At 63.4% G+C, this 25340-nt stretch carries 24 protein-coding genes; 13 read left to right on the plus strand and 11 right to left on the minus strand.

The window, feature by feature from the left end:
- The first annotated feature begins 4 nt into the window (after positions 1-4).
- The 7 genes from phnC to J7392_RS20570 all read left to right on the plus strand — a co-directional run bounded on the left by phnC (position 5) and on the right by J7392_RS20570 (position 6236).
- On the plus strand, positions 5-778 hold the full coding sequence (gene phnC / locus J7392_RS20540; RefSeq protein WP_209219190.1) for a phosphonate ABC transporter ATP-binding protein: 774 nt from the start codon (positions 5-7) through the stop codon (positions 776-778).
- Positions 775-1569, plus strand: coding sequence for a phosphonate ABC transporter, permease protein PhnE (gene phnE, locus J7392_RS20545; RefSeq protein ID WP_209219191.1), 795 nt, complete (start codon positions 775-777; stop codon positions 1567-1569). Before phnC ends, phnE (J7392_RS20545) begins: the two co-directional genes overlap by 4 nt.
- Positions 1566-2375 (plus strand): phosphonate ABC transporter, permease protein PhnE, encoded by an 810-nt coding sequence (gene phnE / locus J7392_RS20550; protein ID WP_209219192.1) that lies wholly within the window; start codon positions 1566-1568, stop codon positions 2373-2375. The genes phnE (J7392_RS20545) and phnE (J7392_RS20550) overlap by 4 nt, the downstream gene beginning before the upstream one ends.
- Positions 2372-3277, plus strand: coding sequence for an HAD-IIA family hydrolase (locus J7392_RS20555; RefSeq protein WP_209219193.1), 906 nt, complete (start codon positions 2372-2374; stop codon positions 3275-3277). Before phnE (J7392_RS20550) ends, J7392_RS20555 begins: the two co-directional genes overlap by 4 nt.
- A gap of 114 nt (positions 3278-3391) precedes the next feature.
- Positions 3392-4375 (plus strand): TRAP transporter substrate-binding protein, encoded by a 984-nt coding sequence (locus J7392_RS20560; protein ID WP_209219194.1) that lies wholly within the window; start codon positions 3392-3394, stop codon positions 4373-4375.
- 66 nt (positions 4376-4441) lie between these two features.
- The gene (locus tag J7392_RS20565) at positions 4442-4960 is read left to right on the plus strand and encodes a TRAP transporter small permease (RefSeq protein WP_209219195.1); all 519 of its coding nucleotides are present in this window, start codon (positions 4442-4444) and stop codon (positions 4958-4960) included.
- Complete coding sequence (locus J7392_RS20570) at positions 4953-6236, plus strand: TRAP transporter large permease (RefSeq protein ID WP_209219196.1); 1284 nt, start codon at positions 4953-4955, stop codon at positions 6234-6236. Before J7392_RS20565 ends, J7392_RS20570 begins: the two co-directional genes overlap by 8 nt.
- A 49-nt stretch (positions 6237-6285) precedes the next feature.
- Here the strand turns inward: J7392_RS20570 and J7392_RS20575 are convergent, their stop codons facing one another.
- Positions 6286-7782 carry an aldehyde dehydrogenase gene (locus J7392_RS20575; RefSeq protein WP_209219197.1) on the minus strand — a complete coding sequence of 499 codons (1497 nt, stop codon included), beginning with the start codon at positions 7780-7782 and terminating at the stop codon, positions 6286-6288.
- 180 nt (positions 7783-7962) lie between these two features.
- Between J7392_RS20575 and J7392_RS20580 the strand changes: the two genes are divergently transcribed.
- Positions 7963-8835: an NAD(P)-dependent oxidoreductase gene (locus tag J7392_RS20580; protein ID WP_209219198.1), complete on the plus strand. Its 873-nt coding sequence runs from the start codon at positions 7963-7965 to the stop codon at positions 8833-8835.
- A 10-nt stretch (positions 8836-8845) separates the two neighbouring features.
- Here the strand turns inward: J7392_RS20580 and J7392_RS20585 are convergent, their stop codons facing one another.
- Genes J7392_RS20585 through J7392_RS20620 form a run of 8 tightly spaced genes read right to left on the minus strand, consistent with a single transcriptional unit; the run spans position 8846 to position 17151 of the window.
- On the minus strand, positions 8846-9571 hold the full coding sequence (locus tag J7392_RS20585; RefSeq protein WP_209219199.1) for an SDR family oxidoreductase: 726 nt from the start codon (positions 9569-9571) through the stop codon (positions 8846-8848).
- A complete protein-coding gene (locus J7392_RS20590; protein WP_209219200.1) occupies positions 9568-10350 on the minus strand; it encodes a cyclase family protein in 783 nt (260 codons plus the stop codon). Before J7392_RS20590 ends, J7392_RS20585 begins: the two co-directional genes overlap by 4 nt.
- On the minus strand, positions 10347-11594 hold the full coding sequence (locus tag J7392_RS20595) for an SDR family NAD(P)-dependent oxidoreductase (protein ID WP_209219201.1): 1248 nt from the start codon (positions 11592-11594) through the stop codon (positions 10347-10349). The genes J7392_RS20590 and J7392_RS20595 overlap by 4 nt, the downstream gene beginning before the upstream one ends.
- A complete protein-coding gene (locus J7392_RS20600) occupies positions 11591-12760 on the minus strand; it encodes a thiolase family protein (RefSeq protein WP_209219202.1) in 1170 nt (389 codons plus the stop codon). Before J7392_RS20600 ends, J7392_RS20595 begins: the two co-directional genes overlap by 4 nt.
- On the minus strand, positions 12757-14382 hold the full coding sequence (locus tag J7392_RS20605) for an AMP-binding protein (RefSeq protein WP_209219203.1): 1626 nt from the start codon (positions 14380-14382) through the stop codon (positions 12757-12759). The genes J7392_RS20600 and J7392_RS20605 overlap by 4 nt, the downstream gene beginning before the upstream one ends.
- Complete coding sequence (locus tag J7392_RS20610; RefSeq protein WP_209219204.1) at positions 14379-14858, minus strand: aromatic-ring-hydroxylating dioxygenase subunit beta; 480 nt, start codon at positions 14856-14858, stop codon at positions 14379-14381. The genes J7392_RS20605 and J7392_RS20610 overlap by 4 nt, the downstream gene beginning before the upstream one ends.
- Positions 14855-16189, minus strand: a complete 1335-nt coding sequence (locus J7392_RS20615) for an aromatic ring-hydroxylating dioxygenase subunit alpha (RefSeq protein WP_209219205.1) — start codon at positions 16187-16189, stop codon at positions 14855-14857. Before J7392_RS20615 ends, J7392_RS20610 begins: the two co-directional genes overlap by 4 nt.
- 11 nt (positions 16190-16200) lie before the next feature.
- Positions 16201-17151, minus strand: coding sequence for a PDR/VanB family oxidoreductase (locus J7392_RS20620; protein WP_209219206.1), 951 nt, complete (start codon positions 17149-17151; stop codon positions 16201-16203).
- Positions 17152-17288: 137 nt separating this feature from the next.
- Between J7392_RS20620 and J7392_RS20625 the strand changes: the two genes are divergently transcribed.
- The 5 genes from J7392_RS20625 to J7392_RS20645 all read left to right on the plus strand — a co-directional run bounded on the left by J7392_RS20625 (position 17289) and on the right by J7392_RS20645 (position 21960).
- Positions 17289-17783, plus strand: a complete 495-nt coding sequence (locus J7392_RS20625; protein ID WP_067266533.1) for a MarR family transcriptional regulator — start codon at positions 17289-17291, stop codon at positions 17781-17783.
- Between the two features lie 138 nt (positions 17784-17921).
- Positions 17922-18941, plus strand: coding sequence for a TRAP transporter substrate-binding protein (locus J7392_RS20630; RefSeq protein ID WP_209219207.1), 1020 nt, complete (start codon positions 17922-17924; stop codon positions 18939-18941).
- 58 nt (positions 18942-18999) lie between these two features.
- Complete coding sequence (locus J7392_RS20635) at positions 19000-19503, plus strand: TRAP transporter small permease subunit (RefSeq protein ID WP_067266537.1); 504 nt, start codon at positions 19000-19002, stop codon at positions 19501-19503.
- Positions 19500-20813, plus strand: a complete 1314-nt coding sequence (locus tag J7392_RS20640; RefSeq protein ID WP_067266538.1) for a TRAP transporter large permease — start codon at positions 19500-19502, stop codon at positions 20811-20813. The genes J7392_RS20635 and J7392_RS20640 overlap by 4 nt, the downstream gene beginning before the upstream one ends.
- A 94-nt stretch (positions 20814-20907) precedes the next feature.
- A complete protein-coding gene (locus J7392_RS20645; protein ID WP_209219208.1) occupies positions 20908-21960 on the plus strand; it encodes a M20/M25/M40 family metallo-hydrolase in 1053 nt (350 codons plus the stop codon).
- Positions 21961-21981: 21 nt separating this feature from the next.
- Here J7392_RS20645 and J7392_RS20650 read toward each other — a convergent pair whose 3' ends face one another.
- Positions 21982-23958, minus strand: coding sequence for a cache domain-containing protein (locus J7392_RS20650; protein ID WP_209219209.1), 1977 nt, complete (start codon positions 23956-23958; stop codon positions 21982-21984).
- A gap of 142 nt (positions 23959-24100) precedes the next feature.
- Positions 24101-25252 (minus strand): plasmid replication protein RepC, encoded by a 1152-nt coding sequence (repC, locus tag J7392_RS20655; protein WP_209219210.1) that lies wholly within the window; start codon positions 25250-25252, stop codon positions 24101-24103.
- Between the last annotated feature and the right edge of the window lie 88 nt (positions 25253-25340).

Consider the following 25340-nt stretch of genomic DNA (forward strand, 5'->3'; position numbering starts at 1 on the left):
TTAAATGCTGAAAATCTCCGACCTCGTGAAACGCTATGGCAGCGGTGATCCGGTGCTGAAGAACCTCGATTTGACGATCGAGGGCGAAAGCGTCGTGTCTATCATCGGTTCCTCCGGCGCGGGCAAATCGACGCTGCTGCGCTGCATCAACCGACTGGTGGAGCCGACCTCGGGGTCGATCATGCTCAACGGCACCGAACTGACCAACCTGCGGGGCCGCAACCTGCGCGCCGCACGGCGCAAGATCGGCATGGTGTTTCAAGGCTTTAACCTCGTCGACCGCCTCACGGTGATGGAGAACGTCCAGTCCGGTCGCTTGGGCTACATCTCGACATGGTCCGCCGTGACCCGCCGCTATGCCAAGGCCGACATCCGCCGCGCCTATGAGCTGATGGAGCGCGTCGGCATCGCGCAATATGCCAACACCCGCGCCGACCAGCTCTCGGGCGGCGAACGCCAGCGCGTCGGCGTGGTCCGCGCCCTGATGCAAGACCCCGACATCCTGCTGGCCGACGAGCCGACCGCCTCGCTCGACCCCAAAACGTCAGAGCAGATCATGGGCCTGCTGCGCGACCTCGCCGGTGAGCTGAAACTGCCGGTGCTGATCAACATCCACAACGTGACCGAGGCCAAGGAATACACCGACCGTATCGTCGGCATGCGCTATGGCCGGATCATTTTCGACGATGAACCGGGCAAGCTCGACCAAGCCGCGATGGACCAGATTTACGCCGGCAGCCCCCATGCGGACCGCGCCAAAGATGGGGCCGCGGCATGAGCGCGCCACGGGACAGTTGGAAAAAACCACCCTTCATCGCCAACCCGGTGCTGCGGTGGGCGGTGATCTTGGGCGCGGTGGCCTATTTCGGTTGGGTCGGTCTGACCATGCCGATTGACTGGAACCGCGTCGCCGAAGGGCTGGGCCGTGCCGGGCGCATTTTTGGCGGGGCTTTTCCGCCCAGTTTCGAACGCTCGGGCCTCTTGATCGACGGCTTTCTTGAGAGCCTCAAGATCGCCATCCTCGCCACCGCGGGCGGGGTGTTTTTGTCGATCCCCATCGCCTTCATGTCGGCGCGCAACGTGGCGCCCAAGCCGATCTTCTATCTGGGCCGCGCCATCATCATCGTGGCGCGCAGCTTTCACCCGGTGATCGTGGCGATCCTCTTCGTCAAGGCCGTGGGCTTCGGCCCCTTCGCAGGCGTGCTGACGCTGATCGTCTATTCCATCGGCTTCGTCGCCAAGATGCTGGCCGAACGGATCGAGGAGATCGACTTCGGTCAGGTCGAAGCCATGCGCGCCGCCGGTGCGCCCTATTTCTCGACCCTGATCTACGCGATCTTTCCCCAGATCATGCCGCGCCAGATCGGCCTCACGATCTATCAGCTCGACAGCAACCTGCGCGCCTCGGCGGTGGTGGGCATCGTCGGCGCGGGCGGCATCGGGGCGACGCTCGCCAATGCCTTTGGCCGCTACGACTATGACTTCGCGCTGGCGATCACCATGGTCATCGTCGGTGTCATCCTTGTCTCCGAAGCCGTCAGCGGCGTGATCAGAAAGCGCATCCAATGACGACGATTGCAGAGAAATTCGGCCGCGACGACTGGACCCGTTTCACCCTGCGCCAACGCCTCACGCGCTACGGCGTGCTTCTGGGTTGCGCCCTCGCCATCGCTTGGGCCCTGACTTCGATAGAGGTCATCTGGGCCTGGGTCTGGGGCGCGCCCGAGCAGATCGGCGACCTTTTTGGCCGCATGTATCCGCCCGACCCCAGCAACCTCGAAACCATCCTCAAAGTGCTTTGGGACACGGTGAACATCGCCACTTTCGCCACCACCTTTGCGGTGCTGCTGTCGCTGCCGGTGGCCTATATCGCGGCGCAGAACACCACGCCCAACCGGGCCACCCTCTGGCTCGGGCGGCTGATCCTCGTGACCTCGCGGTCGGTGAACACGATCATCTGGGCGCTTCTCTTCGTGGCCATCTTCGGCCCCGGCGTGGTGGCGGGCATTTTGGCGATCATGTTCCGCTCCATCGGCTTCATCGGCAAGCTTCTGGGCGAAGCGATCGAGGAGATCGACCGCCGTCCTGTCGAGGCATTGGAGGCCACCGGCGCCTCGCGGTTCAAGGTCATCGCCTATGCCATCGTGCCGCAGGTCATGCCGACCTTCTGGGCTGTCTCGATCCTGCGGTGGGACATCAACCTGCGTGAATCCACCGTTCTGGGCCTCGTCGGCGCGGGCGGCATCGGGATCATCCTGCAAGGGGCCATCGACACCTTCAACTGGCCCGAGGTCGCCACGATCCTCATCGCGATCATCGTGTTGGTGATCATCGGTGAGGTGATCTCGGCCTTCCTGCGCCGCCGCATCCTGTGAACGTCGCCATAGACCCCGCGCAGGCGCTGGCCGAATACCAGCGCCTGCGCCCCCGACTGCCCGCCTGCGACAAGCTCGGCCATGGGGTGGAGGCCGCCCGTTTCCTTGATATTGTCGCGCACTATGAGTTGATCCTATTTGACGCCTACGGCGTGCTGAACGTCGGCGAAACCGCGATCAAGGGGGCCGCGCAGACCATTGCCGCGCTGCGCGAGATGCGCAAATCGGTCATGGTCGTCAGCAACTCCGCCGCCTATCCCAAGGCGCATATGATGGACCGCTATGCGCGGCTTGGCTTTGATTTCTCAGCCGACGAGGTGGTCACCAGCCGCGAGGCGCTGCTGCACCGCGTCGCCGAAGAGCCCGCGCGCCGCTGGGGCGTGATGCTGAACCCCGATAAGGACATGGGAGAGATCGCCGATCTCGGCGCGACCGTTCTGGCGGATGATCCGGCTGTCTATGACCGGGCCGAAGGTTTCCTCCTCGTCGGGGCGGATGGGTGGACAGAGGCGCGGCAGGCCCTGTTGCAGGCCAGTCTGAAACGCCAGCCCCGGCCCGTGTTCGTCGGCAACCCCGATCTCGTCGCCCCGCGTGAGGATGGCCTCTCGCTCGAACCCGGCTGGTTCGCGCATCGTCTGATCGACGTGACCGGCGTGGCGGTGCATTTCTGTGGCAAGCCCTTTCCCGATATCTTCGACTTGGCCCTCGCCCGGGCAAAGCCCGTCGATCCGGCGCGCGTGCTGATGGTCGGCGACACGCTGCACACCGACATCCTCGGCGGGGCGCAGGCGGGTTTCGCCACGGCGCTGGTCACCGGCCACGGCTCCCTCTTGGGGTTAGAGGTTGCTGCGGCGATCCAAGGCTCGGGCATCGCGCCCGATCATATCGTCACGGAAATTTAACGGCGCTTTGCTGTGGATTCATTGTCCACAAAGCGCCCACCCCCATTGCCATTCTGAACATCCGCCGCTAGCAGTTTTCGTGACCTTGTTAATAAGATCGCTGGAGGATACAAAATGTTCAAAATCACCAAGCCCACGGCAATTTTCGCCACTTTGGCCGCGCTCACCGGAGGAGCCCTGAGCGCCGAGACCGAAGTCAAGATCGGCTACGCCCTCGCCCCCGACAGCCACTACGGCGTCGCGGCGCAGAAGTGGCAAGAGGTCGTCGAGGCCGAAACCGACGGCAAGTTCAGCTTCCGCCATTTCCCCTCCTCCGGTCTGGGCGGTGAGCGCGAGGTCGTCGAAGGCCTGCAACTGGGCACCGTCGAGGCGACCATCGTCTCCACCGGCACGCTGAGCAACTTCGTCCCCGCCACCGGTGTGACCGACATCCCCTTCCTGTTCCGCAGCCTCGACCACGCGCGCCGCGTGCTTGACGGGCCGATCGGTCAGGACATCTTGGCCGAGTTCGACGGCGCGGGCATGGTGGCCTTGGCCTGGGGCGAACAGGGTTTCCGCCACATCACCAACAACCGCAACGCCATCGAGACGCCCGAAGACATCGCGGGCATGAAGCTGCGCACCATGGAAAACCCGGTCCACCTCGAAGCCTTCAACGCCGCTGGCGCCGCCCCCACCCCGATGGCCTGGCCCGAGGTGATCAGCTCGCTCCAGCAGGGCACCATCGACGGGCAGGAAAACCCGCTGTCGGTGATCGTCTCCGTCAAGCTCGACGAGGTGCAGAAGTACCTGACACTCTCGGGCCACGTCTATTCGCCCGCCATGCTGCTGGTCTCCAAACCCTTCTGGGAAGGTCTGTCGGATGAGGACAAAGCTGCCTTCGAGAAGGGCGCGACCGAGGCTGTCTCCGCCATGCGCGCCTTCGTCGATGACGTGGAGCAAAGCGGCGTCGAGACGCTGAAGGAGCGCGGCATGGAAGTGAACGAACTGAGCGAAGACCAGAGGGCCGCTTTCCGCGCCTCCATCGAGAGCGCCTATGAGGGGTACTACGAGACCTACGGCAAAGAGCTGATCGACCAGATCGCCGCGACCGAGTAAGCGCCGCGACGTAAAGACGGACGGCCGGGAGCAGTGCTTCCGGCCGTTTTGCACGGGAGGGAAACCATGCGCAGATTGGAACAGCTATTCGTCAGGGTGAACGCCGCCGTGGTGATCGCCTGTTTGACGGGGATGGTCTTGGTCGTGGGGGCCAATGTCGCCCTGCGGTTCAGCACCAACCATTCGCTGTCGTGGTCCGATGAATCCGCCCGTTACCTGATGATTTGGATGGCCTTTCTGGGGGCTGGCCTTGCCCTGCGGCAGGGCGGCCATGTGGCCATTACCAATCTGCATGACGTGATGAACACCCGAATGCAGCGCATCCTGCGCGGGGTCATCGTTTTGATTTTGCTGTTCTTCTTTGCTTTCATGGTCAAGGTCGGCTGGGACTACATGCAGCGCGCACAGTATCAAATGACCCCGGCGATGCGCCTGTCGTTTCGCTATGTCTATGCCGCCATGCCAGTCGGCTTCACGCTGCTGATCGTACATCTGTTGCTGATCGCGCGGCCCTTCATCATGGCGGGCCGTTATCACCAGCCCGAAGGTCAGACCGAGAACATGCCGGGAGCCGCCAATGGCTGAGATCCTCTTCATCTCGCTTTTCGTGCTTATGGTGCTGGGGCTGCCCGTCGCCTTTGCCATGGCCATTTCCGTCTTCGCCGCCATCGGTCTGGGCAGTTCCTATCCGCAGATCGTCGTTGTCAAAGAGATGTTTTCCGGCCTCGACAGCTTTCCGCTTTTGGCTGTGCCCTTCTTCATCCTCGCCGCCGAGATCATGACCGGCGGCGCGATCACCCACACGCTTTTGCGCTTTGCCGCGCAGTTCGTGGGCCATCTGCGCGGGGGGTTGGGCTATGCCAATGTGATTTCTTCGACCATGTTCGCGGGCATTTCCGGCTCGGCCTTGGCCGATGCGGCGGGACCGGGGGCGATGATGATCCGAATGATGGAAAAAGGTGGCTATGACCGCTCCTACGCCGGGGCGCTGACGATTTCCTCGGCGGTGGTGGGGCCGATCATTCCGCCGTCGATCGTGATGATCATCTATGCGCTTCAGGATCAGGAAGTCTCGGTCGGGTCGCTGTTTATGGCCGGTGTCATTCCGGGGCTTTTGCTGGCCTGTGGCAGTCTTGCCGCCAACGGTTGGGTCAGTTGGAAACGCGACTATCGCAGCGCAGATGCGCGCCCCGAGCGGGCGCAGATGTGGCACAATACCTTTATGGCGCTGCCGGCACTTGGGCTGATCGTGCTGATCGTCGGCGGCATCCGGGGCGGTATTTTCACGCCCACCGAAGCGTCGGTCATCGCGGTGTTCTATGCCCTCTTCTGCGGGTTTTTCGTCTACCGCGCGCTGCGCTTGCGTGACCTGCCGGGGCTGATCCTGCGCGCCGCGCTGATTTCGTCCGCCGTTTTGTTGATCCTTGGCGCTGCGCGGGCCTTTGCGTGGGTTCTGGTGATCGAAGGCGTGCCGCAATTTCTGGCCGAGACGATCATCGCATGGGAGCTGTCGCCGATCCTGTTCCTCTTGGCGGTTAACGTGCTGCTGCTTCTCTTTGGCCTGTTCATGGACCCGCTGCCGGGCGTGATGATCTTGGTGCCGATCTTGGCGCCGATCAGCCATGCGCTTGGCATCGCGCCGGATCATTTTGCGATTGTGGTGATCGTGAACCTGACGCTCGGCCTGACGACGCCGCCGGTGGGGAGCCTGATTTTCGTGGTGTCTTCGGCGGTGAACCTGCGCCCTGCGGCGCTGATCCGTGAGATGCCGCCGTTCTTTCTGGCGAATTTTGTCGTGTTGATGCTGCTGACCTTTGTGCCGGCGATTTCGACATGGCTGCCGAAGGTCAGCGGTTTTTAACAGGTTACCGCCCGGCATCAGACCGGGCGGCGTTGCCGTTCGCGTTTCCCTACTCGGTCTGAATCCAAACCGCCTTGGTATCCAAATACGCCTGCAGGTGCTCCACGCCGCCTTCCTTGCCATAGCCCGACATCTTGAGCCCGCCGAACGGCACCGCCGGGTCGATTGCGTGGTACATGTTCACCCAGACCGAGCCCGCCTTCAGCCGCTTCACCGTGCGGTGCGCCGTGCTTAGATCGCGGGTAAAGATGCCCGCCGCCAGCCCGTAGGGCGTGGCATTGGCCCGCGCGATCACCTCTTCCATCGTGTCGAAAGGCAGGACCGAGATCACGGGGCCGAAAATCTCTTCCCGCGCGATGGTCATGTCGTCGGTCACATCGGCAAAGATCACCGGCTCAAGAAAGTTGCCGCCTTCATAGTCCGCGCCCTCGGGCCGTGCGCCGCCGGTGACCAGCCGCGCGCCTTCGGCTTTGCCCGCAGCGATATAGCCCTCGACCTTTTCAGCCTGCACGCGGTTAATCAGCGGGCCGAGGTCCGTGCCCTCATCCAGCCCATGCCCGATCTTCAGCCCCCGTGCGAAGGCGGCCAGTTTCTCGATGAACTCATCCTGAATTTCGCGCGCCACGAACAGCCGCGAGCCTGCGATGCAGATCTGCCCCGAATGCGCGTAGACCGCCATCGCCGCGACAGGCACCGCCTTGTCGATGTCAGCATCCTTGCAGATGATCAGCGGAGATTTCCCGCCCAACTCCAACGTGATCCGCTTGAGGTTCTCAACGCCTGCACGGGCGATGGTCTTGCCCGTGGCGGTCGAACCGGTGAAGACCACTTTGTTCACGTCCTCATGTTCGGCCAGACGCGCGCCTGCTTCGCGGCCCGTGCCGGTGACCACGTTGACCACCCCATCGGGCACGCCTGCCTCTTGCATCAACTTCGCGATCATCAAGGGCGTCAGCGGCGCGTCTTCGGAGGGCTTCAATACCACGGTGCAGCCGGTGGCCAGCGCCGGGGCGATCTTCCAGATCGAGGCGGCGGTCGGGGCGTTCCAAGGGATGATCGCGCCTACCACGCCGACCGGCTCGCGGGTGGTGAAGGACAGCATCGATTGCGAGATCGAGTTTTCGATCACGTCGCCATGCAGCGCTACCGCTTGGCCGGCGTAGAAGCGCAGCATCCCGATCACCCGCCGCTTGTTCCCGAGCGTCCGTGCCAGCGGCAACCCCATGTCGGCGGTGTCGGAGATGCAGAGCTTCTCCCAATCCCGCTCCATCACATCGGCGATGCGCAACAGCACCTCCTGCCGGTCGTAGGGGGTGAAGGTGGACCAGACCCCCTCGAAGGCCCGGCGCGCGGCATCCACGGCCAGATCGACATCCCGCGCCCCGCCGCGCGGCACTTCCGCCAGCTTGCGGCCAGAGGCGGGATCGGTCACCTCGATCACTGCGCCGGAGTAGGCGGGCACGTCCTGACCATCGATGAACATCGGGCAGAACTGCCCGTGGTAAAGCGTTTCGGCAATCTGGTGGGGGTCGCGGGTCAAAGTCATTTCAGCCTCATTCCATTAATGCGCCATTCCTATCAATCGAATTGTCGGTTTCAAATATACAAAGCCCTGTTTGGGCAAGAAAATCCCGGCCTGTCGCGTTGCACCGTGCCGGGTGGATCGCTAGAACTTTCCCCAAGGGAACCGCGCGCAGGGGTGGCGGTGGCAAGCGAAGGAAAATCCATGAAAATCGGTATGATCGGTGTCGGCCTGATGGGCCACGGAATTGCCCGCAACGTGATGCGGCGCGGGGGTTTTGCGCTTGGCTATTTCGACCATCCCGGCAACCAGCCGACGGATGAGTTGGACGGTCTGGGGGCCACGGCCTTTGACAGCCTGCGCGATCTGGCCGCCGCGTCCGATGTGATTATCCTTTGTGTCACCGGCTCGCCGCAGGTCGAAGGTATCCTGACTGGCGAAGGCGGCGTCATCGCGGGGCTGAAGCCCGGCGCGGTTGTGGTCGATTGCTCCACCTCCCTGCCGGCCTCGACGGTAAAAATGGCCGAGGCGGTCAAGGCGGCGGGGGGCGATTTTGTCGATGCGCCAATGACCCGCACCGCGCAATTCGCCCATGAGGGGAAGCTGAACCTGCTGGTCGGGGGGGACGCTGCGGTGGTCGAAAAGGTCTCTCCCGTCCTCGCTGCCTTCACCGAGGAGGTCAAACATGTGGGCGAAGTCAGCGCGGGCCATCGGCTGAAACTGCTGCACAACTATGTCTCGGTCGGCTTCATGTCTCTGCTGGCCGAGGCGGCTGCGCAATCGGCGGATGCGGGGATCGATCCGCAGAGCTTCGTGGATGTCTTGGCGGGCGGCGGCGGTGCCAGTGTCGCGCTGGACCGGCTGTCACCCTTCATCACCAGCGGCGACCGTGAAGCGCTGCCCTTCGCGATCAGCAATGCGCTGAAGGATTTCGACTATTACCGCCAGATGTCCGCCCAAGCGGGCGCGCAGGTCGAGATTGCCGATGGCGTCTATCGCGCCCTTTCCAAAGTCGTCGAAAAGGGCGCGGGCGATGCCTATGTCCCTGAATTGGTGCAGCATTTCCGAAAGGGTTAAGCCCGAGGGGTCAGAGCGTCAGCGTCCCGATGCTCGACCCGCCGCAGACGAAAAGCGTCTGGCCGGTGACGAAACTGCTGGCCGGATCGCAAAAGAAGAGGAAGGCGTTGGTCACATCCCCCACCTGCCCCAACCGCCCCATGGGGATGCGTTTGGCCAGCGCCGCTTCGCGGTCGCTTTCTTTCGGGATGATGCCCCAGAAGTTATCCGTCTGCACCGGGCCGGGGGCCACCACATTGACGGTGACGCCATGCGGCGCAAGCTCCAGCGCCCATGTGCGCGCCATGCCGATCATCCCTGCTTTCGAGGCTGAATAGGCGGTGCGGGTCGGCGCGCCCAAGGCGGCACGAGATGCGTTGAACATCACCCGGCCAAAGCCGCGTTCCTTCATGGCGGGCAGGAAGGCTTGCAGAAGCGTCAGGGCCGAACCGAGGTGCAGTTGGGCAAGGCCGGTGATGTCTTCGGGCTTGGCCTCCTCAACCAGATTGGGCCAGATCAGCCCCGCGTTATGCACCAGATGGGTCACCTCATGGCGTGCGGCGATGTCGGCGGCAACGGCGGCGACGGAGGCGGGGTCGAGCAGGTCGGCTTCGATATGCTCGCAGCCCTCCGCCTCCCACTCCGGCTTGCCTCGGGCGATCGAGATCACGCGATAGCCGCGCTCCAGCAGGCGCTGCGCCAGATCGGCGCCGATGCCCTTGCTGCCCCCGGTGATGACGGCGGTGTATTCGGTCATGGCCTCTCTCCCGGTATCAGTGCCAGCACCCGCAAGGGGCTGCCGGTGCCGCCTTTGATCTTGAGCGGCGGTGCGATCAGCATGGCCCCGGTGGGCGGCAGTTGGTCGAGGTTGCACAGGCATTGCAGCCCGTATTTGCCTGCCCCATGCAGCAGGTAATGCGCCGGGAAGGGCGGGTCGTAATGCATCCCCTGCCCCGCGTCGGTGCCGACCGTTTCCGTGCCAAAGCCGCGAATGCCGCGCTCTAGCAGCAGTTCGATGGCGGCGGGTGTGGGGCCGGGCGAATGGGCGCCATCCTCGCGCATATTGAGGTAATCCGCGCCGCTGCGTTTCGACCAATCGGTGCGCATCAGCACCCAAACGTCGGGGGGGATCGGCCCGTGCTGGGCCTCCCAATCGCGGATGATCTCGGGCGTCAGCTCAAAGTCGTCGTTCTGCGCCGCCCCCGCCGAGCAGTCGATCACCACGACCGGGCCGATGAAGGCTTCGGGCGGGATTTCATCCACCGCGCCATGGGCCACGTCCTTGCCAGAGACCCAGTGAATGGGCGCGTCGAAATGGGTGCCGGTGTGTTCGTTTAGCGTGAGGTTATGCCACTTCCACGCCGGGCCGCGGTGATCATAGGCCGAGACCTCCTCCATCCGGAACCGCGCGCATTGGCCGAACTCTGGCGGCAGGACGATGACCGGGAAGTCCGGGTCGAGCCTATGGGTCAGATCAACGACCTTTGCTGCACCGCTTGCCAGTGCTTCGGCCAGTGTCGTGATTGCATTGCTCATGCGCCGCCCCCTCGCGTTTCGCGTTCCATCAAGGCCGGATTGTCCAGCCAGCGGGCCAGCGCGTCCTGAGCCACGTCACCGCAGGCGACCTCTTCCAACCCGTCGACCAGCCCGCGCACCACTGTCCGCGCCAGCGCGCGGGGGGCGACTTTGGGCGGCGGCAGAGGTTGGTGCCATTCGTCATCGACGGGGCCGGTGTAGACATTCATCACCCGCAGCCCCGATCCGGCAAACTCCGCCCGCATCGTCTGGCTGAGCGACCGCGCCGCCGCTTGGGAGGCATCGAACCCACCGAAACCCGCCTCGGGCGCCAAGGCCCCGACCGAGAGGAGATTGACCCAAGCCACCGCCGCATTAACCCCATCTGCCGTGCGCGCGGCCATCGCGGGGCCAAAGCCCTGCGCCAATCGCATCAGGCCCAGCACATTGGTCTCCATCCCCTCGCGGGCAAAGACCGTGTCACTGCCCAGCACCCCGCCGGGGCGGATGAATTGGGCTGTGTTGATCAGGATGTCGACCTTGCCACCGATCTCTGCCGCGAGGCGCGAGACGGAGGCCCCATCGGTGACATCAAGCGGGATCAGGCTGACGCTCTCCATCCCCTCGAAGGCCGCGCGGCCTTCCCACCGACGCCAATGTTCCGGCTCGCCCACGAATACTTCCGCCGCACCTGCCCTCAGGAGCGCTTGGGCCAGCGGCAGGGCCAAGGGCGAGCGGGCATCGGTGATCAACACCCGCCGGTGTTTCGGATCGCTCGACATTTCGCGCAGCATTGGATCGTCTTGCATCAATTCGCTTCCCTCTCGCGGCAGGGCCACCATGACCCCCTGCCCGGCCCGGTCCAGTTTCAACGCCAGCCGCACCGCATCACCGCGCCCGACTTCGCAATGCAGATGGCACACCGCCACCGGCCCCGCGGCCAGTTGCACCGTGCCGATGCGCCAGGGCAGCCGCTCACGAAAATACGGGTCGGGCGAGACGCGGATCGTGGTTTCGGCCAAAACCTCGCCCGCGCGGTCCGTCTCGCGCCAGTCCAACGCGACGGACAGGCATTTGCAGCAGGCATCGCGCGGGGGGTATTGCACCGCTCCGCAATCGGCGCAGTGTTGCAAAGCGAAGGTGCCCCGCCCTGCGGCAATGGCAAGGCCGAGGGCCGCGCGCGAGCGCTGCGCGGGCGGCAGCGTCGGCACCCTGCTGCGCTTTTGCGGGTTCTTCTTTCGGGGCGGCGTCAAGGGTTCGGTCATGCCCCGCCCCCTTCGATGATCGCCGCGGCAGAGCAGACGCCCCGGTCATAGTTGATCATGCCAAAGCCCGAGACCAAGGCCCGCCGGGCGTTGGTCACTTGTGTGCCCTCGGCCAGCCCGGTCACCTGCCGGATCGCCTCGACCAGCCCCAGATAGCCGCCCGCGGCCCCGGCTTGGCCGACCGACAACTGCCCGCCCGAGGTGTTGTGGGGGAAATCGCCGTGGATCGTCAGATCTCGCCGCCGCGCAAAGGCGGCCCCCTCCCCCTTGGCGCAGAACCCGAGGTCTTCGAATTGCATCACCGAGATCACCGGGTAGTCGTCATAGGTTTGCAGCAGATCGACCCCCTCAGGCCCATGGCCCGCCATCTCGTAGAGCTCACCGATATCCACGCCCCAGCCGCCGCGCAGTTGCATCGGGTCTTCGGGGTAGGCGTTGTGCCGCTCGATGGTGCCGCTGATCCGCGCGAAGGGCAGGTCGCGGCGCAGGGCCTCGTCCTCGCGCATGACCAAAAACGCCTCGGCCCCGGCGCAAGGCATGACGCAGTCGAACAACGCGATGGGGTCTGAGATCATGCGCGCATCAAGGTATTGGTCGAGGGTCAGCGGCGTTTTCATCAGCGCATCGGGATAGCAGAGCGCATTGGCTCGTTGCGCCACGGCGATTTGGCCAAAGTCCTCTCGCGTGGCGCCGTGTTCCTGCATGTAGCGGTCCATCAGCAGGGCAAAACTCGCGTTCGGGCCGCCGAAACCATAGGGAAAGGTCGCATCCATCGAGAAACGCGAAAAGCCGCTAAGCAGAGTGCGAAAGCTGTCGATCCGGTTCGCGTCCCCCGCCACGCAGGCCACCACGTCGACATCGCCCGCCTGCACCGCCCGCGCCGCGCGGCGCAGCGCGATGACCCCACTGGCCCCGCCCGTCGGCACGGTATCAAGCCAACGCGGGCTGAGCCCCAAATGCTGGGTCAGCCCGACCGGCGTGTCCGGCGCGAGCGAGAAGCTGGAGACCGAGAAACCGTCCAGCGCGCCCGGCGCGATCCCGGCCTTGCCCAGCATCACGCGCAGCGCGCGGGCGATCCACCAATGGGCGGTCTCATTGCTATAGCGCGCATAGGGCACCGAGGTAGGCGCCGCGAGGACGACGCCGTCATAGCCCCAGCGCCTCATGCCGCCGTCCGTTTCTTCATCCCGCGCAGGTCTTGCGTGGCGGGATCGTCCAGCAGATCGGCGGCCAGCGTTTTCAGCACCCCGCGTTGCAGTTTCTGCGTCGCCGTCAGCGGCAGCGCCTCGACAAAGGCGATGAAACCGGGGGCTTTGTAATAGGCAAGTTGGGTCAGGCACCATTCGGTGATTTCACGGGCCAAGACGGCAGGGTCAGCACCGGCGTCCTTCGGCACGATACAGGCGAAAACCTCATCCCCGCGCACCGCGTCAGGCACGGCGGCCACGGCGGCGCTGGCCACGGCAGGGTGGCGCATCAGGGTCGATTCCACCTCGACCGCCGCGATGTTTTCGCCCGAGCGGCGGATCACGTTTTTCTTCCGGTCGACGAAATACATCGCGCCATCGGGGGCACGGCGCACGATGTCGCCGGTGTGGAACCAACCGCCCGCCCAAGCCTTATCCGTGGCTTCGGCGTTCTTGAAATAGCCCGCAAAGAACCCGCGCCGCGGGTCGGCACCGGCGCGGCGCACCAGCAATTCGCCTTGATCGGCCTCTTGCCCGGCATCGTCGAGCAGCCGAACCTCCAGCCCCCCTTCGGGCGCGCCGAGGCAGCTTTCGCCCACGCGGCGCGGTTCGCGGTTAGCGCAGATCACCGCCCCCGCGCCGGTTTCGGTCATGGCCCAAGCCTCGACCAACGGAAAACCGAAACGCGCCTCGAAGGCGGCGTGCAGTTTCGGGTCCACCCCCGCGCCGAAGCCAAAGCGCACGGCATGGTCGCGGTCGGCTTCGCTTGCTTCCGCCCCCATGAGCATCGACGGCATGACGCCAAGGTAGTGCAGACAGGTCGCCCCCGAGGCCCGGACCGAGGCCCACCAACTGCGGGGGTGGAAGCGGTCGAGCGCGGTCAGGCAGCCGCCCACTGCGATCATCGCCATGAAGGAATAGGCCATCGCGTTCATGTGGAAGATCGGCAGCGGCGTGATCATCCGCTCGCCGTCTTGCGAGAGGGCGCAAAGCCCGCCGGTGTCGGCGTACCAGCGTCCGGCATCTAGGAAATAGGTGTTGGTCAGAATGCAGCCTTTGGGCTGGCCGGTGGTGCCCGAGGTGTAGAGCAATGCGGCCTCGGCCTCCTCTCCCCCGCCTCGCCGTGCCGCGATGGTCTCAAGCGTTGCGGGTGCGGGCAAGGAATCCTCCGGCGCGATCACCGGCATGTCGCGTCCCGCTTGCCGTGCCGCGGCGCGCAGGTCGTCGCCGCGCGCGGGTATCGCCACGGCCAAGACCGGCTCGGCATGGTCGATCATATAGCTCAACTCCGCCGCACGCAGATCGGGGTTCACCGGCACGACCGACAGGCCCAGACCGTTCAGCGCGAGCCACCAGAGGAAGAAGGCCGGGCGGTTCTCCATCAGCAGCATGACACGTTGGCCGGGCAGATAACCCGCCGCCGAGATGCGCTTGCGCAGGGTCGCAACCTCGCGCGCGGCTTCGGCATAAGTCACCTCCCCCGCCGCGATGCCGTAGATGTGCGCCGTTTCCGGGAGGACATTCAGGAAACCCCGTTCGGGGTGCCGCGCGGCGGTGTCTTCAAAGGCCGCGAAGACCGTCTTAGTCTCTGCCCCGATCATGGCAGCAACTGGATGTTGCGGAAGGCCGCGTCGCAATTCACGATATCGACCCGTTTGTTGGCGATGCGGAGACGCCCCTCGACCAGCGCCAACTCATGCCGCGCGGTGACGGCGAGCAACTGCTGCTCATCCAGCCGCGTCTCGACGTAGTGTATGAAGGTGGTCGTGACAAAACGCCCTGCCTCCGTATCCATTTCATCTACGAAGGGCCGCTGGATCACATGGTGACACCGGCTTTTGGGTTTCTGGCTAAAGGTGCGCGCCCCGTTCAGACGTTCGACGCGCAGCTTGAGCATGAACATATCCTCATACATCAACGAGGTCTCGTTGATCGGGTCTTTCTGTTGATAGTCCAACGGCATCCAATAATGCCCATCCGGCAGCCAGAGGTCGAGCCATTCGGTATAGCGCCCCTCGTCCAACATGCGCACTTCGTCATAGATGAAGTCGATGAGGCTTTCGCGCGTCACACTCATTCCGCCGCCTCCGTCTTTTGGCCCATGGTCATGAACTTGACCCATGCGTGGAATTGGTTGCGCATCTGGCGTTCGGTGGTGCCGTTTTCGACCGCTTCGACCTCGAAGTCTTCGTCCTCTTCGATCAGGCGCTGGATGTTCACCCATTCCAGCCCGTCGACCGTCAGCCCTTCCTGCGCGCGCTCGTACATCTCCAGATCGTCATGGCCGACGATGGAGGTGGGCGCGTTGATCATGCGGTTGTACATCGCGGTGCGGGCGGTCAGCTCATCGGGTGCGTCGACAAGGCGGTAGATGTAGCTTTCCACCACGGTCCGGTCGGCGGCGATGGGGATGAAAACCCGCAATTGCTGGATCGGCCCCTTGATCATGATGTTGGGGAAATAGACCGTGTTGTGGCGGTTCTCATCGAGGATCGCCTTGGCTTTCTCCTCTCCGTAGCTGTCGCAGAGCGCTTCGAAATAACCGGGGATGGCGGAATAATCCGAGTGGATAGAGTGGTTTACGCCAGTGTGCCCATGCCCGTTGGGCCATGTGCGGATGCCCATCCCTTCGAAGAAATCGTAAGGCGACATGAAGGGGGCGATGATCTCCATCGCGGGGGGTTTGGGCGCGTCCTCGGGCAGGCCCAACTCTTCGTAGAGCTTCACCGCTGTCCCGGCAGAGCTTTCATGCGCCACCATCGGGTGGCAGGTGTCGGTCTGGTTTTCGACCAGCATCTTCCAGTTGCAATGGTGCATATAGCGCAGCGGCGGGCCGACCACTTCGAGCCGCCCGGCGGGGGAGCGGTCAACCATATTGTCGAGCGAGGACAGGCTTTCGCCAAAGAACTCTTCAAAGCTCATACCCTCTTCGGCCAGCCGCGCAAAGATGAAGCCGCGGTAGTTTTTTACATCGCCGACGCTGCGCATCCCCTTGCCGCTGTCGGTACCTTCCAGCCCGGTGTTCTGGTAGCCCTTCTTGAGCGGGATCGCCAAAAGGCAGCCATCGGTCTTGAAGCTCCATGCGTGATAGGGACAGCGGAAGAATTTGCCGGTGTTGCCTTGCCGGTCGATCACGATCTTGGTGCCTTTGTGGGGGCAGCGGTTCAGCAGGACATGGATGTCCCCCGTCGAATGGCGCACCTGAATGACGGGCTGGGTGCCGATATGGGTGCTGAAATAATCGCCCTTGTTCGGGGTCTGGCTTTCATGGCCGACAAAGACCCAAGCATTGGCGAAGAGATGCGTCATCTCCTGCTGGAACACCTCTGGGTCGGTGTAGATATCGCGGTGCACCTGATGTGGCTGCACGAGGGCGGCCAAGGCCGCCGGGCTGTCGTAACGTCCCATGAGTTCCTCCCTCAGATGTCGAGCACAAGGCGCGGAGATTTCGCGCGGCTGACGCAGATTTGCATGACATTGCCCGCCGCGCGCTCGGCCTCGGACAGGACCACGTCGCGGTGATCGGGGGTGCCGCTGAGCACATCGCATTGGCAGATGCCGCAATCGCCGCGCTGGCAGTCGTACATGACATCGACACCGCCCGCCTCCAGCACGTCGATGATCGACTGGCCGGGGGGGATGGTGAAAACCTCTCCGCTTGAGGCGACTTCGACCTCGAAGGCACTGTCGCCCTCTTGCTCCTGTGGCGCGTCGAAGAGTTCGAAGTGGATGCGCTTGGCGGCGATGCCCGTGCCTTCGGCTTTGGTCTTGGCCGCGTCGATCAACCCTTTGGGGCCGCAGACATAGAGATGCGCATGGGCCCCGAGGCTGTCGATCACCGCGCCGAGATCCAGCGCCGTGGCGTCATCATCGCAATGCAGATGCAGCGCATCGCCGAAATTGTCGCGCAGGGCATCGCGGTAGGCCATGACGGGCGCGCTGCGGCCCGTATAGTGAAAGGTGAAGTCCTGCGCCGCGGCCTTGAGCGTCGCCGCCATCGAGATCATCGGCGTGATGCCAATCCCCCCCGCCAGCAGCACGGCGGGCGCGTCCGGGGACAGGGGGAAATCGTTCTTCGGCGCCGCGCAGGTAATCTCTGCCCCCGGTTTCAGCCCGTGCATATGGGTCGAGCCGCCCTTGCCCTCGGGTTCACGCTGGACAGCGATGCGGTAGCTTTCGGGGCCCTCGGGGATCGGATCGAAGGTGATCAGGGAATAGGCGCGGCTGTCGCCATCGGGCAGATCGAAAAGCACATGCGCCCCGGCATCCCAGTTCGGCAACGGGCTGCTGTCGGCGGCTGCAATCTCGAATTCGCTGATGCGATCGGTCAGCGCTGTGACCCTGCGCACGATGGCGTTGATCTTCGACATGTGATGTCCTCCCCTGCCAAACAATATGATTTTTCATATAGTTTCGGTCAAGGGTTTTCTTGCCAAGCGCGAATTTGCCCGCCATTTAGGGAGGCCGAGGCGCAAGGAGCCCTCTTTCCATCAAAGGGTTAACTGGTGTGACGCAGCAAAAGACCGATGCAACCGCCCAAAAGGAGACGGGTCAGGAGGGGGGATTCGTCTCGGATTACCTGCTGTATCTCTTGGCGGCGGCCAGCGATGTGGCAAGCGCGCAGTTCCACGCGCAGGTGCGCAAGGCGGGGCTGCGGGTGCCGGAATGGCGCGTGTTGGCCTGCCTGTCGGACACCGATGGCGCGATGATCACGCAGCTCGCGCGCCGGGCGCTGGCCGAACAATCCCGCCTCACACGGATCATCGCCCAGATGGAGGAACGCGGCCTGCTGCTTCGCCGCAGCGACCCCGCCGATGGCCGCCGCGTGCGGGTATATCTGACCGACGCGGGCCGCGCGCTGGCCGCCGAACTGGTGCCGCAAGCGCGCCGCCATGAGGCGGCCTTGATGGAAATGCTGAAGGGCAATGAGGGGGCGCAGTTGAAGCCCGCGCTGAAATCGCTGCTCGCCGCTTTGGATGACACGGGCGATCTTCGCGGCTGATCAGCGCCCTTGCCCCGGGCGCAAAAAATGGTTCCAATCGTGCTGTAAATGTGAATACATGAAAAAGCATATACTTGGCGATACGGGTTTGGGAGAACCCCGCCAAGGCATATCGAACGGTATGGGGAGGAGCCCAAAATGACCAAATTCACCAAGTTTCTCACGACGAGTGCGCTTGCGCTCTGCACCGCGACCGGCGCTTTCGCCGCCGAGACGCTGACCATTTCCACATGGCTGCCGCCAAGCCACCCGGTCAACACCGGCATGTTCACCCAGCTGACCGACATGATGGCCGAGGCCAGCGATGGGCTAATCGAGACTGAGTTGAAAAACGGCCTCGCCCCGCCGCCCGCGCAGATGGACCTGCTGCTGGACGGGGCCGCCGATATCGCCATTCTGTTCCACGGCTACACGCCCGGTCGTTTCGTCGGGACGAAACTGGTCGAAATCCCCGGCTACGAAGGCAATGCCGAGGCCGCATCGGTCGCCCATTGGCGCGTGCATGAGGCGATGCTGTCTGAATTGGACGAGCACCGCGGCGTGAAGGTGATCGCGCTCACAACCCACGGCCCGGGGCAAATCCACTCCAACAAAGAGGTGAACACCCTCGACGATCTGCAAGGGCTGAAAACCCGCCTCGGCGGTGGTGTCTCGGCGGATGTGGGGGCGGAGCTTGGCCTCGTCGGCATTCAGGTGCCCGCGCCCAAGGTTTACGAGACCCTCGATTCCGGTGCCGCTGACGCGGTGGCGATGAACATGGGCGAGCGGATCAGCTTCAAGCTGAACGAAGTCGCCAAGAACGTCTATGAAATGCCCGGCGGTTTTTACCGTGGTTCCTTCTCGGTCATCATGAGCCAAGAGACCTTTGACAGCTTGCCCGAAGACGTACAGCAAAAGCTCGACAGCGAAGTTTTTGGCGAGACGGCGAGCCGTATGATGGGTGCCGTCTGGGATCAAAGCGACGTGGACGCGCGTGAGGCGACCGAAGCCGCAGGCGACAACAAGATCGTCACCGCCTCTGAAGAGGATCAAGCCCGCTTTGCCGAGATGGCCGCCAAAGTGCGCGACAAGGTGATCGCAGAGCTCGACGAGGCCGGTGTCGATGGGCAGGCCGCCTATGAGATGATGCGTGAGGAAATGGCGAACGCCAGCCAGTAACCCCCACCGCCAAAGGGGCCGGTCGCAGCAGCGGTCGGCCCCCAGCCAGGGAACCGCCATGCGCTCTTTGATCCGCCTCACCACCGCCCTCTCGGCCCTGCCGATGACGATGGCCTCTCTCGCGCTTTTCGCGCTGATGGTGCTGACCTTTGCCGATGTCATCATGCGGTCGGTCTTCAACGCGCCCATCGAAGCTGCAACCGAGCTGATCCGCATCGGCATCGCGCTGATCGTTTTCTCTGCTCTGCCGGTCCTGTCGGGCCGCGAAGGGCATATCGCCGCCGATCTCTTGGACCGCCCCTTTGAAAACTGGGGGCTGCAACGCTGGCGCGACGGGCTGGTGACGCTGGGCTGCGGGGTGATGCTGTGGTTTCCGGCGGGGCGGGTCGTCGACCTCGCCTACCGCGCGCTTAGCTATGGCGACGTGACCGAATATCTTGAAATCCCTACCTTCTACATCGGCATGTTCATCGCGGTGATGACCTATCTCACCGCTGTCGTGCTGATCCTGCGCGGGCTTCTGCGCCTCTTTGCGCCGCAACTTCTGGACCCTGCCACATGATCGCCTCTGCCATCGGCTTTGCCGCCGTTTTCGTCCTCGTCTTGCTGCGCTTGCCGATTGCCTTTGCCATGGGCCTCGTCGGGATGATCGGGCTGGTCTATGAGACCAGCTACCGCGCGTCGATCTCCATGGTGTCGCGGCTGATCATCGACACCAGCCAAGACTACGGGCTGTCGGTGATCCCGCTCTTCATCTTGATGGGGCTTTTCGTCAACAAAGGCGGGATCAGCCGCGAGCTTTACCAAGTGTCCAACGCCTTTTTGGGCCACTTCCGGGGTGGTCTGGCCATGGCCACCATCGTCGCTTGCGGAGGCTTCGCGGCGATCTGCGGCTCATCGCTCGCCACCGCCGCCACGATGTCCAAAGTCGCCATGCCGGAGATGCGCAAATACGGCTATTCCGACAGCCTCTCGACCGCCTCCATCGCCGCCGGGGGCACGCTCGGCATCCTGATCCCGCCCTCGGTGATCCTCGTGATCTATGGCTTGCTGACCGAGACCTCGATCGGCGCGCTGTTCATCGCGGGCATCGTGCCGGGGGCGCTTGGCATCCTGCTCTATCTCTGCGCGGTGCGCTTTTCCGTCGCCATGAACCCCGAGGCCGGCCCCGCTGGCCCCCGTGCGACTTGGGGCGAGCGGCTGCGCGCGCTCAATCACGTCTGGTCGGTGCTGGCGCTTTTCGCGTTGGTCATCGGCGGGCTCTATGGGGTCTTGGACTTCTGGCCGATCCACCTCGCCTTCTCCCCGACCGAGGCCGCAGGCATGGGGGCGGCGGGGGCCTTCCTCATCGCTTGGGCGCGCGGGGGGCTGAGTTGGCGCGGCCTGCGTGAAGTGCTGGAGGAGACGACGCTCACCTCCGCCTCGCTCTTCTCGGTGCTGATCGGGGCGTGGATCTTCTCCAACTTCGTGAACCTCGCGGGGCTGCCCGAAGGGCTGCTGGCCACCGTCACCGCGCTCGACCTCGGGCCTTGGGTGGTGATGGGGCTGATCCTTCTGATCTACATCGCGCTCGGCTGCATTTTCGAGAGCATGTCGATGCTGCTGCTGACGGTTCCGATCTTCTTCCCGCTGGTCACAAGCCTTGGCTTCGATCCGGTGTGGTTCGGCATCATCGTCGTTGTGGTGACCGAGATCAGCCTGATCACCCCGCCTGTGGGCCTCAATGTCTTTGTCCTCAAAGGCGTGGTCGGCGATGTTTCCACCGGTACGATCTTTCGCGGCGTCACCCCGTTCTGGCTTGTCGATATCCTGCGGCTGATCCTGCTGCTCGTCTTCCCCGCGCTGGTGCTGTTCCTGCCGGGTCAGATGTAGCCCCCTGCCCTCTCAGCCTCATCGCGCCGCGCCTGTTTGCACTTCGGCAGGCGCGGCGCGATAGTGCGGCCAAATCACCAAGGATGAGGCCAGCATGAACATCGACCTACTCAAAGACCTTTGCGAAACCCCCGGCGTTCCGGGGCGCGAACACCGCGTGCGCGATCTGATCACCCGTGAGATCGAAGGGCTGTTCGACCATGTGGAGACCGACGCGATGGGCTCCCTCCTCTGCCGCCGGGATGCGACGGCGGGCGATGGCAAGGCGCCCAAGATCATGCTGCTCTGCCATATGGACGAGATCGGCTTTCTGGTCAGCCATGTGTCGAAAGACGGGTTCCTCTACCTCCAGCCCGTCGGCGGTTTCGATCCGCGCAACCTCTTCTCGCGCCGGGTGCTGGTCTGCACCGATCAGGGCGATCTGAAGGGCGTGATGAACCCCGGCGGCAAGCCCATTCACATCTCCTCCCCCGAAGACCGCAAGAAGATCCCCGAAGTATCCGAATTTTTCGTCGACCTCGGGCTGGGCGAGAAGGCCAAGGAGATCGTCAAGGTCGGTGACTTCGTCGTCATGGACGAGCCTTTCCTTGAGATGGGCGAGCAGTTCGTCTCCAAAGCGCTCGACAACCGCGTGGCTTGCTGGCTGGGAATCGAGGCGATCCGCAAGCTGGCCGACAAGGGGCGCGGCGCGGAGATTCATGTGGCCTTCACCTGTCAGGAAGAAGTCGGTCTGCGCGGCGCGCGCACGGCGGCCTATAAGGTGCAGCCCGACATCGGCCTTGGCATCGACACGACGCTGGCCTGTGACACACCCGGCGTGCCTGAGCATCTCTCGACCACGCGGCTCGGCAAAGGCTTTGGCCTGCACGTCCGCGACAGCAGCTTCATCGCCGATGTGGACCTCGTGCGCGACATCGAAAAGCTGGCCGAGACCCGCGACATCCCCTTTCAACGCACCATGCTCGCCGCAGGTGGACAAGACGGCGCTGCGGCGCAGCAAGCCGCCGCTGGCGCGCGGGCCGTGGGGATCGTGGTCGGCACCCGCTACATCCACACGGTGACCGAGATGGTGTCGAAAGGTGACCTGCAAGCCGCACTCGACATCCTCGTGGCCTATCTTGAGGGTTTTGACGGCAAGGCAGCCTAAAGCCCCCTGCCCCCCTGCGCATCACGCGTGGTCAGGGGGGCTTGCATCCTCGGGGGCTTGCGGCAGCCAAACGGTAAAGGCCGCGCCCCCTTCCGCCCGATTGCGGACCATGATGATCCCCCTGGCCCGCTGGATCAGCGTCTGAGAGATCGACAGGCCCAAGCCCGTCCCCTCCCCCGGTTTGGTGGTAAAGAAGGGATCGAAAAGCGAGCCGAGCAGCGCCTCAGGCACCCCCGGGCCGCTGTCATGCACGGACAACGCCACACCGGCCACGCCGTCGCGGCTCTCAGGGCTGAGGTACAATGCCAACCGCCCTGCCCCTTGCATCGCCTGCACCGCATTGACCACAAGGTTCACCACGACCTGCTGAATTTCACCGGAGTCCGCACGCACTGGCGGCACCTCGTCCAGATCGCAATGCACCTCGATGCCGCCCCGGCTGATGAGGTGATCGACCAGCACGAGACAGTCCTGTACCAAGGGCCGCAGCGCAATATTATGTTCACAATCAGAAAACTCGGATGGCGCGGCGAACTTGAGCAACTTGCCCACGATGACCTCGATCCGTGACAGCTGCCGGTCGATTAAGCCGAGTTCCGTGGCCACCGGTTCTGCATCCGCGCCAAGCGTCTCCCGGATGACATCGACATTGCCCATGATGACCGCGACGGGGTTGTTGATTTCATGCGCCACCCCCGCGGTGATTTCCCCGATGGAGGCGAGCTTCTCGCTCATCACCAATTGGCGAAAGGTCTGCTCCAGCTTCTCGTTCGCCTCGCGCAGTTCAGCAGTGCGCTGATCGACACGCTGGTTCAAGGCGTCATTCCAGCTGCGCAACTGCCGGTCGCGTTCCTGCACCTGCTCCAGCAACCAATCGAGGTGATGCGCCACCGCCCCGATCTCATCCCGTGCGGGGACCGCGCTGATCCGCGCCGAGAGTTCCCCCTTGCCGACCCGGTGCATGACTTTTGTCATCCGTTCAAGCGGCGAGAAGATACCACGCGCCAGCCAAAGGAACACCGGCGCCGACAGCGCCAGCACGGCAAAGAACGCCGCCAACATCCACCAGAAGGCCTCCCGCTTCGCCTGTGCAAAGGGTGCTTCGAGGAAGCCGACGTAAAGCATCCCCACCCGCTCGCCAAAACTATCCGTGATCGGCTGGTAGCCAGAGATGTACCAATCGTTCACCACGAAGGCCCGGTCGAGCCAAGTGCGCCCATCAATCAACACGGCCTCCCGCACCTCTGCCGAGACGCGCGTGCCGAGGGCGCGCACATCTTCGAAAAGGCGCACATTGGTCGAGATGCGCAGGTCATCTAGGAAAAGCGTCGCCGTGCCCTGCCTGTCCCCACCGGTCACCGCGTTGAGATAGACGAGGTCATTGATCGTATCGATAAAGTTGAGGTTGCGGTTCAACAGCATCCCGCCGACCAAGACCCCCTGCGCGCCGTCCAAATCAACCGGGCTTGCGGCGTGAACTACCATGCCGCGGTCTTCGATCTTTCGGTCCGTGGGCACGGCGGCGGGCGTATCGATCACCGGCACCTGCGCGCGGAGCGCGAGGGCGTCGTTCAACTTTGTCAGCCGTGCGTTGCTGAATACATCGATCTCCGCGCCGCTTTGACCCCGCGCGGCGCGGGCGATCACCGGCCAGTCCTCTCCGTCTTCGATGGCGGCCTCAATGGGGAGAAACTGTAGAAAGTCCAAACCGAGCCGGTCCTGTATCTCGGCAAAGAGAGTCGCCTGCTCTGCCGCCGGGCTATCAAGCTGCCGGGCGAATTCGACGGACCCCGCGACGGCGTCCAACTCATTCCCCGTCTGCGCCAACAACCGCGCGAGATACTGGTTGGCGATCCTCAGCTCGCTTTCAACATTCGCGATGAGGACTTCGTCATAATCCGCCGTCCAGCGTGACATGCCCAGAACCAACAGAAGCGGCATCAGCACAATGAGCGGTGTGAGCGCGAGGATAAGCAGGCGGAGGCGGACAGAGGTCATGGGTTTTCCCGGAGAGCTTCACCTAAGTTAGCCGGTGAGCCGAGTAGGGTGAAGCATATGGAGGGATTTTGCCCGATAGAAGGCCCGATTTCTTAAATTGCCAGGCGCAAGTCAACCTAAGCCACTGTAAAACCTATCATTTTCAAATTGTCAGCTGACAATTTCGCCGGTTTGACAGGGCTGAGACCATCGGACCGAGGGAAAACGCGCCATTTCGAGCCATTTGGGTCAAACGCCTCAGATAAGCTCCGGGGCTACGGATCGTCGCGGCTTTCTCAAGCAAGCAAAGCACCGTCACCGCAGCGCTCTCCGCGCCCATGTCTCGTTTTGCCTCATTTAACACAGGCGGGTCAATCCCCAGCATCGGCGCAATCCGGTCTGCGACCCGGACAAGGTCTCCCCAGTTACGCATCGCGTCCGGGAAAAAGCTCCGAGCCTCTGTGCAGGCATCTACGACATCTGCGAATGATACGCCTTCTTCGTTCTCTGAGTAATCAGGTTCGGCTTTGTCAGCCGTACGCGGGTTCTTATTGCCCTTGCCGCGCTCTTCAGAGTCAAAATAGGATTTATCTGAATCCTGTATGTGCCGATCATTTTCACCGTCGTTGGCGCTCATTTGATCCGTTAGCGGGGCAGGGGGGACGGGTGCTGTTTGGCCCACAGGTTCTTCTCCACGGGCATTTTCAAGTGCCACTCGGATCGCCGTCTCAAGCTGAGACAACGCCATTTCATCTGGTTTGCGCCGCAGAACCCGGCCCGCCTCATCAGCCAATCCCTCGCCGTAACCCTCCCTGATCAGCGCATGTCGGAGGACCAGAACGCGGTCCCTTAGCGCCTGCAAGCGCTCCTGCTCTGCCTCGGCGGCCTGAGCTGCCGTCTCGATCACTCCCGCCTGAACGACAAGGGGGGCAAGATCAAACCCAAAGGCCAGCGCAATTGCACCCCCTTGGTTTCGTGCAAAACGCTTCCGGTTAGGGCTATCATGTCGCGCAATCAGGCCCACGCGGACCAACTGCGCCAGATGCCGCCTCAGAGTGCTCTCCGGCATACCGTTAAGTCGTTCAGAGAGCCGGGCGTTTGAGGCAAATACTATGCCCGCGGCACCATCCGGAATATGCCGGCTTGGCAGGAAACTCAGCAAAGCCTTCAATACGGTAAGAGTGCGGTGCGACAGCTCAAAAGCCTCTGCCGCGGTTGTCAGCCGGTCGAGCAAAGCCCATTTGTCCGGCCCCTCGCATTCCACTTGGGTAGCCGATTTCGGCCGCCCGAACGCAGTTCGGAACGTGTTTTTCATCTAAAATCACGAAAGACAACAAAATACCGGCCCTATCCCATCGGGTAGAGTTGACATCGATAAATCTTTGGGGCTATCTCGAAGGTGC

The sequence above is a fragment of the Sulfitobacter sp. R18_1 genome (assembly GCF_017743915.1).
GTDB lineage: Bacteria > Pseudomonadota > Alphaproteobacteria > Rhodobacterales > Rhodobacteraceae > Sulfitobacter > Sulfitobacter faviae.